Consider the following 14,738-nt stretch of genomic DNA (forward strand, 5'->3'; position numbering starts at 1 on the left):
AAGTACACAAAGCATCATGAAAGGTGTAAACCCTATTCAATGCTCAAACGATGACCAGACTTAAAGCTATATTTTTTTGCACGAAATACCAACCATAATCCAGTGACTGCCAGTAAAGTCATGAGCATAAAAAACGATGCTATACCGCAATACTGCAATAAAACACCACCCATAATTGCTCCACTTGCAATAGCGAGATTAAATACAGTCACTAACATTGATTGAGCAAGATCAACATGATTTCCTGCAACATCTGCGATCGCTGTTTGTAATAAAGTAGGTGCGCCACCAAATGTCATCCCCCATACGATAATACCTAAAATCACCCCCCATGCTTGCTGACTCATTAAGCCCATGAAGATAGCAGCACAAGCAAAACCAGCTAAAGAAATCAAGGTGAGTTTGCGCAATGCTCGATCCACCCAAACTCCTGTGATCCAAATCCCAACTAAGGCCGATAGACCGAAAATTAATAAAATCAAATCTAGATGTTGATCAAGGTGTACTGAGGCTAAATAAGGGGAAAGAAAGGTGTAGAGTAAGTTATGTGCAAATATCCAAATAAAAATTACGGCTAAAATTGAACGTATTCCAGGCTGCAAAAAAACATCCAAAATCGATCGTTGTTTATTGGCCTGTTGCCCCTCGACTTGAGGAAGGCTGATCGCGACCCAGATCATTAACATTAAGGCAAGAACAGAAAGAATGCCAAACACTTCTCTCCAACCGAATAGCTGTCCTAACCATGTGCCTAATGGCAATCCCATACACAAAGCCAAGGGTTGACCAATGCCGACTATCGCTAGTGCTCGACCTTGCAAATGACTCGATACAATATTTCGCGCATAACCCGCTAAAATTCCCCAGATTACCCCTGCTGCCATACCCGCAATAAAGCGTGCGATGAAAATCCAATAATAGTTAGATAATACTGCTGTTAGGCTATTAAAAATAAATAAACCTGTGACCGCAAATAAAAGTAATTGCTTCCGAGGACAATTTTGAGTTGCATATACGACAGGTATCGCAGCAATCACAGAGCCTAAAGCATAAATGGAAATAAACTGTCCAGCTAAAGCCTGCGAAATATTTAAATCTTGGCTGATTAAAGGCAACAAGCCCGCTGGTATGGTTTCGGTCATAATACTTAAAAATCCTGCCAAAGAAAAAGCCAGTAACTTATCAATAGGCAATTTTTGTTCATGCTGAGGATTCATATGGGTTGTCTCACATGCTCAGCTCGCACATTCCACTGATGAGTCCGTGTTCGTTTCCAAACTACAAATACATTTTTATCAATCATTTTATTTGATCCTGCTTAACTGGAACGATCATTCCAAATCAAAGAAAATAAAATCCTAAGTCAGCAAAGCTCAACTTAGGACTTAACGGTGGGATTTAGAGGCTATTTAATGCTATATCTACCACATTCTGTAGAGATTCCTGACGATTTTGTTCAGTACACGCCTTACTGAGTACCCTTATACCTTGTATAGTATTCACAAAAAAAAGGGCCAGCGCTCTGGCTGAGTGTTGGCTACTGAGTTCACCACTTTGCTGTCCACGCTGAATTAAACGCTCAAATGCAATTTGTAATCGTTGAAAGTTATCCCGAACTGATTGCGCAATTTTTTCATCATGCCCAGCCAACTCCAAGCTGGCATTGGCCATAAAGCAGCCACGATGCTGTAGATCAGAAATTTCATCTGCAATAATGCGGGAAAATAGTTGGCTAATGATCGCTTTTACAGGACCATCACTTGATAGTAAATCAATATTTTTTTGGGTATTAATATGATAGCGGTATAAAGCCCGCTGATATAACGCTTCTTTATTTTTAAAAGTGCTATATAAACTGCTTCGTGATAACCCTGTCGCTGCAACCAAATCTTGTACAGAAGTTGCAGCAAAGCCCTTATGCCAAAAGACCTGCATAACAGCATCAGTGACTTGATCTGGATCGAATTCTTTAATACGCATCATTTCATACTGGAACAATCATTCCAAATAATCTACCCAAACCGTGAATCATTGTCAAATTTACTTAGGTCAGATAAATCGCACTGAGTGCAAAGCTCAAAAAACACAGCGCTGAAATGCTATAAATCCAAACAATTTTTTGTTGTAACCATTTAAGATAGGCCTCTCGACTCAGTAAGCGCAGTAATAAGCAATTCCACAGATAAACCACGATCACCATCCAGCTTGCTAAACCCAATTGTTGCAACCCGTTATACTGACTATGAACAAGTAATAATACACTGCTATAAAAGATGATATTTTTAGGGTTCAATAAACTCGATTGTAAACCCAAATAAAAATATTGAGTACTTGAGAACTTTGCTTGATCTGTTGATTGTTTTAAGCTCAGCGGCGTGAGTGTCCGCAATGCCATAACACAGCGCAATGCTAAATAAAGTAAATACGTGGCCGCAGCATATTTCACCAGTTGTAATATATCAGGGTCTAGTCCCCCCAATTGATGTAAGGCATATAAAATCAACAGTAAAATGACCGCATTACCCACTGCAATGCCTATACATACGACATGAGCGGCACGGCGTCCCTGCCCCAATAATGTCGTCACAATTAAAAAGAAATCAGGCCCAGGTGATAACAAGGCAATAAAATGAGTGAATGCAAGTAAAAAAAATAACGACATTGAGTCTCTCCTTCAAACGGATCAGACTGTAATCGTCATAGCACATCTAATTCTTGTATAAAATTGCAGAAGGCTAACGTTAATAGATTAAAGTTTAAATTAGGCTAAAGTACATTTTGATATTGTTTTGGTGTAATGCCTGTATAAGCCTTAAAACTACGATGAAAATGACTTTGATCACAAAAACCCAAGGCAAAAGCTACATCTGCCAGAGCTTGTCCAGCACGTAATAACTCCCGTGCCTGATTGATTCTTAAATTGATTTGATATGCATGTGGGGCCAAGCCGAGCTGTTGTTTAAATAGGCGAATCAATGCAAAACGACTGATCTGTAAATGTGTAGCTAAATCTTGTAGAGAGATAAAATCCTCACTTTGAGCCAGCCAATTCAACACGTCCACAAACTGCTGCTGTTCTATTTCAGGCATGACCAGTGAATGTGTCTGAACACTCGTAGGTTCTAAAAGTTGGATTAACATATCCACCAAGCGCTGCTCTTTTTCTACAATGGTCAGTTCAGGATTAAATAAACTGTCATTAAGCTCAGTGAAATTTTGATAAAGCGCTACATCTTGAATCACTTGCGCCTGTAATGGCGCCATATACGGTGTGGCCAATGTTGGATGATTCATCCGATATTCTTGTAATAATGTGTTTAACCATGCAGCATCAAGATGTAGCATTTGATAACTCCATGACTGTTCTGGTACAGGATTACAGCGATGTACCACATCAGCAGGCATAAGCACTAAGGTTTTAGCTGTGATGATTTGCTCGCCTGTTTGATGACTATGAAAGCAGCTATGGCCCTGATCTACGGCGCCTATAGAAAAGGTGGGATGGCTATGTGCTTGATAACAGATTCGACTCGCACATGCCCGCCGTGTCTCCACATAGGGCATGCGTGAATCACGCCAAAAATTACTGGTTGCTTCTGTCATAAATTTACTAAAGTCAAATTAAGCACTGACTGCAGCTTGTGCCAAAGCTTGTTCAATGTCTTGTTCTAAACTTTCAGGTTTAGTGGTCGGTGCATAACGATTAATCACCTCACCTTGTCGATTCACTAAAAATTTAGTGAAGTTCCACTTAATACCACTGCCTAATATACCTTTGCTTTGATTGGTCAAATAGCGAAAAATAACATGTGCTTCAGGCCCTTTGACATTGACCTTACTAAACATAGGAAAACTTACCCCATAGTTCTTACTACAGAATTCGCCAATTTGCTCATTGCTCCCCGGATCTTGCCCCCCAAATTGATTACATGGAAAACCGAGTATTTCTAAACCTTGCTCACGATATTTATGATAAAGCTTCTCAAGGCCAGCAAATTGCGGCGTAAACCCACATTTACTTGCTGTGTTAACGATCAAAAGAACTTTGCCTTGATAATCAGCTAAGCTCTTATTTTGTCCATCTAATAGCTCAGCATCAAACTGGTAAATATTGCTCATGGATAGGTATCCTCATCATTTTTTTCTTTTGTTTTAAGTTCTAATGAAGCCGAATTGACACAGTAACGAAGACCTGTCGGTTGCGGCCCGTCTTCAAAAACATGTCCTAAATGCGCATCGCAATGATGGCAGGTAATTTCTACACGACGCATGCCATGACTATGGTCAGTATGCTCATCAATCGCAGCAGCACTGATCGGTCTAAAGAAACTTGGCCAACCACTACCACTGTCATATTTACTTTCAGATGAAAATAGCTCTTCACCACAACAACGGCAGCGGTAAACCCCTGCACTCTTGCTATTCCAGTATTGACCTGTGAATGCTGGTTCAGTGCCTTTTTGGCGAGTAATCCTAAACTCTTCAGGTGATAACTCTCTTTGCCATTCTCGGTCTGTTTTATTGAGTTTTCCCATGACTAACTCCTTTAATTATTTAGCATTCAATGTCATGCTTCGATGCATCCATATTTACGCTAGAACTTTATATATTTCTAGTTAAATTTCAACATAGATTGTGATATTTCAGTAATCTATTTTTCTAACCCTGATTATATTGGATTGAATTATGTCCGTTTTAGGTTACACAACGCCACGAGAAATCAAAAAGTCATCAAAGCTCGAGCATGTTTGCTACGACATCCGTGGACCTGTGTTACGAGCCGCCAATGAAATGGAAGAAGCCGGACATAAGATCATCAAGCTCAATATTGGTAACCCCGCACCATTCGGTTTTGAAGCACCACAAGAAATTATTAATGATGTCGCTTTAAATTTACCGAATGCGATTGGTTATACCGATTCCAAAGGTATTTTTCCTGCACGTAAAGCAGTTTGTCAGTATTACCAACAAAAAAATATTCACGATCTAAATGTTAAAGATGTTTATATCGGAAATGGTGTTTCAGAGCTTATCGTTATGGCTATGCAAGGCCTACTCGATGATGGAGATGAAATGCTGGTACCTATGCCAGATTATCCACTCTGGACCGCAGCAATTAATTTGTCTGGTGGAACAGCAATTCACTATAAATGTGATGAAGAAAATAGTTGGTATCCAGATATTGCCGATATGGAAGCTAAAATCACAGCCAATACCCGCGGTATTGTGATTATCAACCCGAACAATCCTACAGGTTCTGTTTATCCACGCCATGTTCTTGAACAAATTGTGGCACTGGCTAAAAAGCATGATCTGCTCTTGTTTGCTGACGAAATCTACGACCGCATCATTTATGATGGTATTGAACACGTGTCTGTTGCTGAGCTAGCAGGTGATCATCTTTGTATTACCTTTAACGGTTTATCAAAATCGCACCGTATTGCTGGCTATCGTTCAGGTTGGATGGCAATCACAGGTGATAAATCACGTGCATCAGATTATATCGAAGGCTTGGACATGCTCGCTTCAATGCGACTTTGTGCGAACCACCAAGCACAATATGCCATTCAAACTGCACTGGGTGGCTATCAATCCATTAATGACTTAATTCGCCCAGGTGGTCGTCTCTATGAGCAACGTAACATTGCTTGGGAGATGCTCAATGAAATTCCTGGGGTAAGCTGTGTCAAACCAGAAGGTGCGATGTATTGTTTCCCGCAATTAGATCCAAAAATCTATCCGATTGAAGATGATGAGAAACTCATGCTCGATTTCCTCAAAGCAGAAAAAGTATTGCTGGTACAAGGTACAGGTTTTAACTGGCCAACGCCGGACCATTTCCGTTTAGTATTTTTACCTGCTGAAAATGAACTACGTGAAGCGATTACACGCCTTGGCCGTTTCTTGGCAAAAATGCGTTAATGTAATTTGATTCAACTTAAGTTTGGATCTCATTGAAAAGCACTGCCTAAAAGCAGTGCTTTTTTAGTTAAAAATCAGCTCCTCACTATAAATCCAATAACAGCAACACACGACCTTGCCAAGCATCACAGCTATTATCCTATTAACAGGATTATCCTTCTCAGTTTATTGTCTTTATCTTGTACAACATGATGCCTATATTGAGTTTAAGCAGTCACTACTTTTATCTAAAAACTCATTTTAAGGAATATCTACATGGCTAAAAATTATGTTCGTTTAGACAAAGACAACGCAGCTGTACTTTTAGTTGACCACCAAACTGGTTTACTCTCATTGGTTCGTGATATTGATCCTGATAAATTTAAGAATAATGTCTTGGCTTTAGCTGCAGCCGCAAAATATTTTAATTTACCAACCATCTTAACCACCAGCTTTGAACAAGGTCCTAATGGCCCACTGGTTCCTGAACTCAAAGAAATGTTTCCAGACGCACCTTATATTGCCCGTCCTGGACAAATCAATGCATGGGACAATGAAGACTTTGTCAAAGCAGTTAAAGCAACTGGTAAGAAACAACTCATTATTGCAGGTGTAGTAACTGAGGTTTGTGTCGCTTTCCCAACACTTTCAGCGCTTGCTGAAGACTTCGATGTATTTGTGATTACAGATGCTTCAGGAACATTTAACCACCTCACACGTGATTCTGCGTGGGACCGTATGTCAAGTGCTGGCGCACAGTTAATGACTTGGTTTGGTGCTGCATGTGAGTTGCATCGCGATTGGCGTAATGATGTTGAAGGTCTAGGTGCATTATTTGGCAACCATATTCCTGATTATCGCAACTTAATTAACAGCTACAACCAAAACAATAACCAATAACGACTAGCTTCACAGCAAAGCCTAAAAGTGATTATTGAATTGCTTTTAGGCTTTCGCAGTTTTGCAATCTATAATGGATAAACTCAGTATCATGCTAATTTTTGGAAATTAAATGCCGAATTTCGATGATTATTTATACTTTTATCTGGTCGTAAAATATGCCGGTTTTAGCGCTGCAAGTGAAGCGAGTAATATCAGTAAATCAAAGTTAAGTCGTCGTGTCATCGCCCTTGAAAATCACTATAAGATTAAACTCATTCATCGCTCTACACGCCAATTTAATATCACTGCATTAGGCCAACAGTTTTACGAACAATGCTGCCGAATCATTCAACATGCTGAACATGCCGATCACATTTTATTAAATCAAAAAAATGAACTAGAAGGCCTCATAAAAGTGAGTTGCCCACCCATGATGTTAAGCTTTCAACTACGTCACCTGTTCACTCAATTTTTAAACCGTTATCCGAAGGTAGAAATAGAGTTCGAAATTAGTAGCGAGCGGATTGATATTATCAAAGACAATGTGGATTTAGCCATTCGAACCAACTTTAGTTCAACTAAGGACAGCAACTTGATTGTTCGAGATGTGATTCAAACTACACACTGCTTAGTCGCGAGCCCAGATTTACTGCGCGATCAAACCTTACAATCGCTCACTGACTTACAGAATTTCCCCAGTATTGCACTGGGCACACAAACACATGAATACCAGTGGCACTTAACCCATGCCCATAGCCAAGAAAGCACCATCATCCCACTTCAACCACGAATCAAAAGTAGTGATATTCTGGGGGTATATTATGCAGCTAAAGATGGTCTAGGTATTGCGGACTTACCGTATCTGATTGCTGAGGCAGATATTCAAAGTGGAAAATTAATACATTTATTTCCAGAGTGGTATTCAAATATTGGTACCGTACAAATGGTTTATGCATCACGCAAAGAACAACGTTTGCTAATGGCTAAACTTATAGACCACTTAGTCGAAGGGCTCGAAGCCATGGCCAAAACCCACTCAGGATTTATTCATTGATGTTGGCCAAATAAAGACAAAGAAAAAAGGAGTGTTTCAACACTCCCTCTCGCCTAATACAGTTGATTCAACAAGCCATGTTAATTCATGTCTTAATTAACCGCATCACCCAAAGCGAGCCCCTCACGGCGTGGGTCCACCCCACCAACAAGTTTCTGCTTCAATTGACCTTTTGAATAATCGTGGCTACGCATAATTGTTGAAACCCCACTGGTTTGAGCATTTTTATTGACCACATGGCCTTTTTCTTCCAAAGCTTTAATTAAATCAATCAAAGATAGTTTTTCATTGGAATGATCAACATTGGTGACTGCACTATTCATCGCACCAAAATTAATTAAGGCGTTGGCCTGCTGCGGGTCAAGTCCCCAGTCCAACATCCCGACCAAATTTTTTACAACAAATTGAATAATGGTTCCACCACCTGGTGAACCTGTTGCAATATAAAAATCATCAGGTACTGTGCCTTTAAAAACTATCGTCGGTGCCATCGTACTGCGTGGGCGTTTATTCGCTTCAATACGATTGGCCAACATCACGCCCTGTTCATCAACAGGATGAGCAGAAAAATCAGTTAATTGATTACTTAAAAAGAAACCATCAACCATATGAAAAGATCCCATACTTGACTCTACTGTACTGGTTACCGATGAGACATTACCATACGTATCCACTACAGTAATTTGTGTGGTGCCCCGTTCTGGAGTCAGATCTTGTCCCAAAGCTTGAGCTGTTTTGAACTCTCCTGCTTTAGCCACGCCCATAGAGCGATCAAGATTAATTAGCCCAGCGCGCTGTTTTAAATAGTTTTTATCGAGCAAACTTTGACTACCTTGACCCGGTAATGGCACAAAATCTGGATCTGCAACATATTTATCACGATCGGCATAAGCCAAACGTTCAGCCTCTGAGATCAAATGCACCGCCATCACATGCGGGATTCCCCCTTCGTTTTCACGCTCTTTAGGTGGATAGGCTTTTAAATCAAAGTTTTCTAATATCCCCAGCGTTTGTAAAACAGCAATCCCTCCTGAAGATGGTGGAGGCATGGTGCAAACATAATACTGCTCACGATAAGTGGCACAGATGGCCTCACGTTTAATCGCTTTATAATTTGATAAATCATTTAAAGTCATCAAACTTGGAGTAATGGGTGTACGCGCGGAATCATCACCTATGGTTTGCCCCGCTTTAGCAATGATATTGGCCGCCATTGCACCACTATACATCGCCTGAGCGCCCTTTTTTGCAATCTGTGTTAGAGAGCTTGCATATGGACGATTGGTCATGATCTCACCAACGCGATAAGGTTGACCACTAGGCTTAAAATAAGTTTGTACCGCATTTTGATCGAGTTGTAATTCTTTGCTATTGGTCACAATGGCATCGGCCAGCCGATTCGGTACGACAAAACCTTTTTTAGACAAAAAGATGGCTCGATTAAATAATCCTCGCCATGGCAACTGACCGTGCTCATCATGCGCCATTTCTAACATTTTCATGACCCCAGGTACGCCGATTGAACGACCACTACGCCGTGCAGAAGGTAAAGGGGCAGCAGCATGCGGGTCAGCCTGATCCTGTCTGATCAAATAATAAGGCGTAGCGGCGGCAGGTGCTGTCTCACGCCCATCATAGCTACTTACTTTTTTTGTTTTAGCATCGTAATACAACATAAATGCACTACCAGCGATACTACTCGATTGTGGCTCAACCAAACCCAGTACTGCTTGTACTGCAATTACAGCATCAATCGCCGAACCACCTGCTGCCAAAATTTCGCAGCCTGCCTGAGTTGCCAAGGGGCTATTTGCAACAGCCATATATCGACTGGCATATTGCGGCTGCAACCCCGCCCGATATCCAGAAGCGGGCTCAGGAAAAGTGTTATCGGTTACTGCATTTTGAACTTGTTGCTGCTGAGCTTGTTGCTGACTATGGTCCATACAACTTGCTGGATTTATATCAATTTTTAAATTTTTATTTATGCTAATTGCCGTATCTCTAGCTTGACTCTGTACAGCAAAAAGCGTGCTACAAGATAGCGTCAAGATAATGATATAACGCTTATTATTCATATAGATTTCCTTTTATTAACACCACACCCTAGCCACTTTAGCTATGTAGTCAATTTCAGCTTAAAAGTTTTAACTGATAGGGCATAAAAAAACCGTAGTATGAGATCATACTACGGCATTTTTAAATAAGTCGAATCAGTTACAGATAAACAAACTTATTGTGCTTCAGCTGCTTCTGCATATGCATCTGCATGCTCTGCATAAGATTCAGCGTATTCTTTAGCTTTACGTAGATTTTTCTTCAAACCAAAACCACCAGTTTCGTAAAGTTTAGATAGTTTATCTAGGGACTCAACGTCACCGTTTTCATAAGCTTTTTCATAGTATTCAGCAGCTAAACGATAATCCTTTTTCGTGCCTAAACCTTTTTCATAGAGCTCAGCTAAGTTTGACATTGCAACTTCATTGTCATAGTTATCTGCAGCTTGTTTATAAAGACGTAATGCTTCAGCATAGTTCTGCTGTACACCACGACCTTCTTGATACATTAAGCCGAGATTATTCATCGCCTTATTGTGATCTTGCTGAATGGCTTTTTGGTAATAACGAATTGCTTTTGGCAAATCTTCTTTTACAGAAACAGCGTTTTCATAGTTATAACCCACATGGAACTGGGCATCAGCCTGACCTGCGTCAGCTGCTTTTTGTAACCAATACATTGATTTTTTCGGATCAGCTTTTACGCCGTCTTCACCATCTTCAAGGATATAACCTAAAGCGTACTGAGCCAATAAATGACCTTTTTCAGCAGCCTTAGTGTACCACTTCACAGCTTCTACGTTATTTTCATTCACGTATTGACCTTCGTCGTACATATAGCCGATTGAATAAATCGCATCAAGTTGGCCTTTAGCAGCAGCCTTTTGATACCATTTAAATGCTTGTTCTTCGTTTTCCTCGACACCATAGCCTTGGTAATATGCTTCACCTAGATCATATTGTGCTTGGGCATCACCTTTTGTGGCTAACTGTACAAGTTTAGGGCTGTAGTCCACTTGTTCTGCAGCATATACAGTCGTTGCACTTGAACATGCGAGTAATACTGCCAGTGCTAAAGTTTTAATCTTCATGAATGTCCTAATATTAATTGGTATACAACTGTCCAAAGTAGAATTATCTTATTGAATTTTTTTTAGCTTGCCAACAAATAATCATCATTTACATCATAACAGTGAGGGAAAAGTGATTAGCAAACTGCATTCATGTTTCAGAGCGTGCTAAAATGCCTGCGGTTTTTATGAAGGATTTATCTATGCAGTTTGTTCATCTTGGTACGCATACGGAGTTTTCGATTACAGAGTCGATAGTGCGTATACCTGAGCTTATTAAAGCAACTGCAGCTGATAACATGCCTGCCTTAGCCATGACTGACTTGTCCAATTTACATGCGGCAGTGAAGTTCTATCGAGGCTGCCTATCAAAAGGTATCAAGCCAATTTTAGGCAGTACAGTTCGTCTCAACGATGCGGAACATAGGATTCGTTTATTGGCTATGACCAATATCGGTTGGCGCAGTTTAACCGAATTAGTCTCACGTGGTTTTATTGAAGGTCAACAGCTTAGTATTCCTTGCATCGACAAACAATGGATTTTAGATCAATCCCAAGATCTGATCGTTTTATTAGGCCAACATAGTGATGTTGGAAAAATGCTTTGCTCATCCAACCCACAAAAAGCTGAGCCGTTGCTAGAAGCTTGGATTGAAAAATTTGGTGATCGCGTTTATTTTTCTTTAACCCGCACCGAACGCCCACAAGAAGAAGAATTTATTCAACAAGCGCTTTTATTAGCGCACAAATATCAAATTGGTGTTGTCGCAGATAATGACGTGCACTTCGTAACGCCTGAAGATTACGAAGCACATGAAGCCCGTGTATGTATCGCGGATGGTTATGTGCTTGGAGATAGCCGTCGCCCACGCTTATACAGTACCGAACAATACCTTAAAACCAGTGCGCAGATGTGCGCGCTATTTGCAGATATTCCAAGTGCGATCAGCAATACCGTCAACATTGCTAAACGTTGTAATGTCTCACTTAAACTAGGGACTTATCATCTACCGGACTATCCGATTCCTGAAGGTCATACCATTAATACTTTCTTTGAGCATATCTCTCAAGAAGGTTTGGAAGAGCGTTTGGCTGTACTGTATCCAGTTGAACAACGTGATGAAGATTGGCCTGAGATACGTAAACCTTATGATGAACGTCTAGCCTATGAAATTAATATTATTAATAACATGGGATTCCCAGGCTACTTCCTTATCGTGATGGACTTTATTCAATGGTCCAAAGGCAATGGTGTTCCTGTAGGTCCTGGGCGTGGTTCAGGTGCGGGGTCTTTGGTTGCGTATAGTCTCAAAATTACCGACCTCGATCCTCTACGCTATGATCTACTCTTCGAACGTTTCTTAAATCCTGAACGTGTCTCTATGCCCGACTTTGACGTCGACTTCTGTATCGCGGGTCGTGATAAAGTCATTGACTATGTATCAAGACATTATGGTCGAGATGCTGTTTCACAGATCGCCACTTTTGGTACGATGGCTGCAAAAGGTGCGATTCGAGATGTCGCTCGAGTTCTTGGCAAGTCATATGGCCTAGCTGACCGAATCTCAAAAATGGTGCCAACCAAACCGCTTGGCATTGACCTGCGTGGTGCGATTGAGATGGAACCACAGCTCCACGATATCGTGACCAATCCCTCAAACCCAGACAATGATGATGCTGCCGAAATCTGGGAGATGGCATTAAAACTCGAAGGAATTACACGTAACACAGGTAAACATGCTGGTGGTGTAGTGATCGCACCCACCAAAATTACCGACTTCTCAGCTGTACTGTGTGATGAAGATGGAACCAACCGAGTTGCCCAATTCGATAAAGACGATGTCGAATCAGCGGGTCTGGTAAAATTTGACTTTTTAGGTCTGCGTAACTTAACGGTTATTGAGGATGCACTACAAAATATCAATAAACGTAGTGATGTCACCTCACCTGTGGTGATTGAAAAAATTCCACTGGATGATACTCAGGCCTACAATATTTTTGCTGATGCCAATACCACGGCGGTATTCCAGTTTGAATCCGTGGGCATGAAGCGCATGTTAAAAGAAGCGCGCCCAAGTAAATTTGAAGAGATTATTGCCTTCGTATCGTTATATCGCCCAGGTCCGATGGATCTTATTCCTGACTTCATCCACCGTATGCATGGTGGTGAGTTTGAATATTTACATCCTCTGCTTGAAGGTGTACTTGAACCAACTTACGGCATTATGGTTTACCAAGAACAGGTGATGCAGGCTGCTCAGTACTGCGCAGGCTATACCTTAGGTGGCGCGGATTTATTACGCCGTGCTATGGGTAAGAAAAAACCTGAAGAAATGGTCAAGCAACGACAAATCTTTATTGAAGGTGCTGCGAAAAAAGATATCGATGAAGCCACTGCAAACCATATCTTTGACTATATGGAAAAATTTGCTGGCTATGGTTTTAACAAATCACATGCTGCTGCCTATGCACTCGTTGCATATCAAACGGCTTGGTTAAAAGCGCATTACCCTGCCGAATTTATGTCGGCAGTCATGTCTTCTGAAATGCAAAACACAGACAGTGTAGTTTTCTTAATCGATGACTGTCGTGAAAATGGTTTAGAGGTGCTGCCTCCCTCTGTGAATATGTCACTTTATCGTTTTCATGCCAGTGATTCATCGACCATTGTCTACGGTCTTGGTGCGATTAAAGGTGTGGGTGAACAAGCCATGCAATCTGTGATCGAATCACGCCAACGCGACGGTAACTTCAAAGACCTGTTCGATTTCTGTCACCGTATTGACCTAAAGAAAATCAACAAGCGTACCTTAGAAGCGCTGATTCGTGCAGGTGCGCTTGATTGTCTTGGACTTGAACGTTCAAGCCTAATGGCACAGTTACCAGAAGCTGTACAAGCAGCAGATCAGGCACGAAGTAATCGTGAAACAGGCATGATGGATTTATTTGGTGAAGTTGAAGAAGTTCAACGTAAACCAGCTAAACCACTTAAGCCATGGAGCGATGAGGTTCGTTTAAAAGGTGAAAAAGACACGCTAGGCTTGTATTTAACTGGGCATCCTATTGACGTCTATAAAACTGAATTAAAAGCATTTATTCCCAATAAAATTAATGAACTCACCCCGACACGTCGTGGTGTGACGACTGTTTTTGCTGGCCTCGTGATCGATGTTGCGAACTTTCCAAACCGCATGATGATTACCCTTGATGATGGTACAGCCCGTATCGAAGTCTCTGCGAACCATGAACGTTTCCAACGCTTTAAAGATATTGTACAAAGCGAAAAAGTTGTAGTCATTGAAGGTGAAATATATGAGCGTGAAGGTTTTGATCGCCCTATGGGCCGCTTAACTAAGGCATTCTCACTCAATGAAATTCGACAAAAACGGGCAAACTCGATCCAGATTCAGCTTGATCCAAGCCAATGTGGTAAAAACTTAGCCCAAGATCTTAAACAGATGATCCAACCCTTCTGTCATGTTGATTCCTGTCAACACATTCCATTGCAATTACAGCTAGAGTATAGCTATGCATCGGCCCAAGTCCATTTGGCCAGTGACTGGTTAATCACCCCAACCGATGAACTACTCAGCAAATTACGTGACTACTTTGGTAAAGAAGCAATTCATGTTGAATATCAGGTCAAATCCAAAGCTGCCAAAGTTGCAGAACCGGCAATGACTCAAAGCTTTACGCCACCGCCGAGTGATATGAGCATGGATGAAGCAATGGATCTCTACCAAGCAGAAATCTCACAGTATTCTTAATCCCAAG

At 41.1% G+C, this 14,738-nt stretch carries 12 protein-coding genes; 4 read left to right on the forward strand and 8 right to left on the reverse strand.

Going from position 1 to position 14,738, the window contains the following annotated elements:
* Positions 1-32 precede the first annotated feature (32 nt).
* The 6 genes from Aru01_RS09865 to msrB all read right to left on the reverse strand — a co-directional run bounded on the left by Aru01_RS09865 (position 33) and on the right by msrB (position 4,535).
* Complete coding sequence (locus Aru01_RS09865) at positions 33-1,217, reverse strand: MFS transporter (protein ID WP_016656733.1); 1,185 nt, start codon at positions 1,215-1,217, stop codon at positions 33-35.
* Positions 1,218-1,398: 181 nt separating this feature from the next.
* On the reverse strand, positions 1,399-1,980 hold the full coding sequence (locus Aru01_RS09870) for a TetR/AcrR family transcriptional regulator (RefSeq protein ID WP_040331329.1): 582 nt from the start codon (positions 1,978-1,980) through the stop codon (positions 1,399-1,401).
* Positions 1,981-2,044: 64 nt separating this feature from the next.
* On the reverse strand, positions 2,045-2,662 hold the full coding sequence (locus tag Aru01_RS09875) for a LysE family translocator (RefSeq protein WP_016656735.1): 618 nt from the start codon (positions 2,660-2,662) through the stop codon (positions 2,045-2,047).
* Positions 2,663-2,766: 104 nt separating this feature from the next.
* The gene (locus tag Aru01_RS09880) at positions 2,767-3,603 is read right to left on the reverse strand and encodes an AraC family transcriptional regulator (protein ID WP_016656736.1); all 837 of its coding nucleotides are present in this window, start codon (positions 3,601-3,603) and stop codon (positions 2,767-2,769) included.
* Positions 3,604-3,621: 18 nt separating this feature from the next.
* On the reverse strand, positions 3,622-4,119 hold the full coding sequence (locus Aru01_RS09885; protein WP_016656737.1) for a glutathione peroxidase: 498 nt from the start codon (positions 4,117-4,119) through the stop codon (positions 3,622-3,624).
* Positions 4,116-4,535 carry a peptide-methionine (R)-S-oxide reductase MsrB gene (msrB, locus tag Aru01_RS09890; RefSeq protein WP_016656738.1) on the reverse strand — a complete coding sequence of 140 codons (420 nt, stop codon included), beginning with the start codon at positions 4,533-4,535 and terminating at the stop codon, positions 4,116-4,118. Before msrB ends, Aru01_RS09885 begins: the two co-directional genes overlap by 4 nt.
* Before the next feature lie 151 nt (positions 4,536-4,686).
* On the opposite strand from msrB, the gene Aru01_RS09895 reads away from it, so the two are divergent.
* From Aru01_RS09895 to Aru01_RS09905, 3 genes are all read left to right on the forward strand, one after another.
* Complete coding sequence (locus Aru01_RS09895) at positions 4,687-5,922, forward strand: pyridoxal phosphate-dependent aminotransferase (protein WP_016656739.1); 1,236 nt, start codon at positions 4,687-4,689, stop codon at positions 5,920-5,922.
* Between the two features lie 255 nt (positions 5,923-6,177).
* Positions 6,178-6,801: an isochorismate family cysteine hydrolase YcaC gene (ycaC, locus tag Aru01_RS09900; RefSeq protein WP_016656740.1), complete on the forward strand. Its 624-nt coding sequence runs from the start codon at positions 6,178-6,180 to the stop codon at positions 6,799-6,801.
* 112 nt (positions 6,802-6,913) lie between these two features.
* Complete coding sequence (locus tag Aru01_RS09905; protein ID WP_016656741.1) at positions 6,914-7,837, forward strand: LysR substrate-binding domain-containing protein; 924 nt, start codon at positions 6,914-6,916, stop codon at positions 7,835-7,837.
* Positions 7,838-7,929: 92 nt separating this feature from the next.
* Here Aru01_RS09905 and Aru01_RS09910 read toward each other — a convergent pair whose 3' ends face one another.
* Positions 7,930-9,915: a gamma-glutamyltransferase family protein gene (locus Aru01_RS09910; RefSeq protein ID WP_016656742.1), complete on the reverse strand. Its 1,986-nt coding sequence runs from the start codon at positions 9,913-9,915 to the stop codon at positions 7,930-7,932.
* 155 nt (positions 9,916-10,070) lie between these two features.
* Entirely contained in the window at positions 10,071-10,985 is a 915-nt protein-coding gene (locus Aru01_RS09915) for a tetratricopeptide repeat protein (RefSeq protein ID WP_016656743.1), read from the reverse strand.
* 182 nt (positions 10,986-11,167) lie between these two features.
* Between Aru01_RS09915 and dnaE the strand changes: the two genes are divergently transcribed.
* Positions 11,168-14,731, forward strand: coding sequence for a DNA polymerase III subunit alpha (gene dnaE, locus Aru01_RS09920; protein WP_040331235.1), 3,564 nt, complete (start codon positions 11,168-11,170; stop codon positions 14,729-14,731).
* Positions 14,732-14,738 lie beyond the last annotated feature (7 nt).

This window comes from Acinetobacter rudis, from assembly GCF_000829675.1.
In the GTDB taxonomy this organism is placed as follows: Bacteria; Pseudomonadota; Gammaproteobacteria; order Pseudomonadales; family Moraxellaceae; genus Acinetobacter; species Acinetobacter rudis.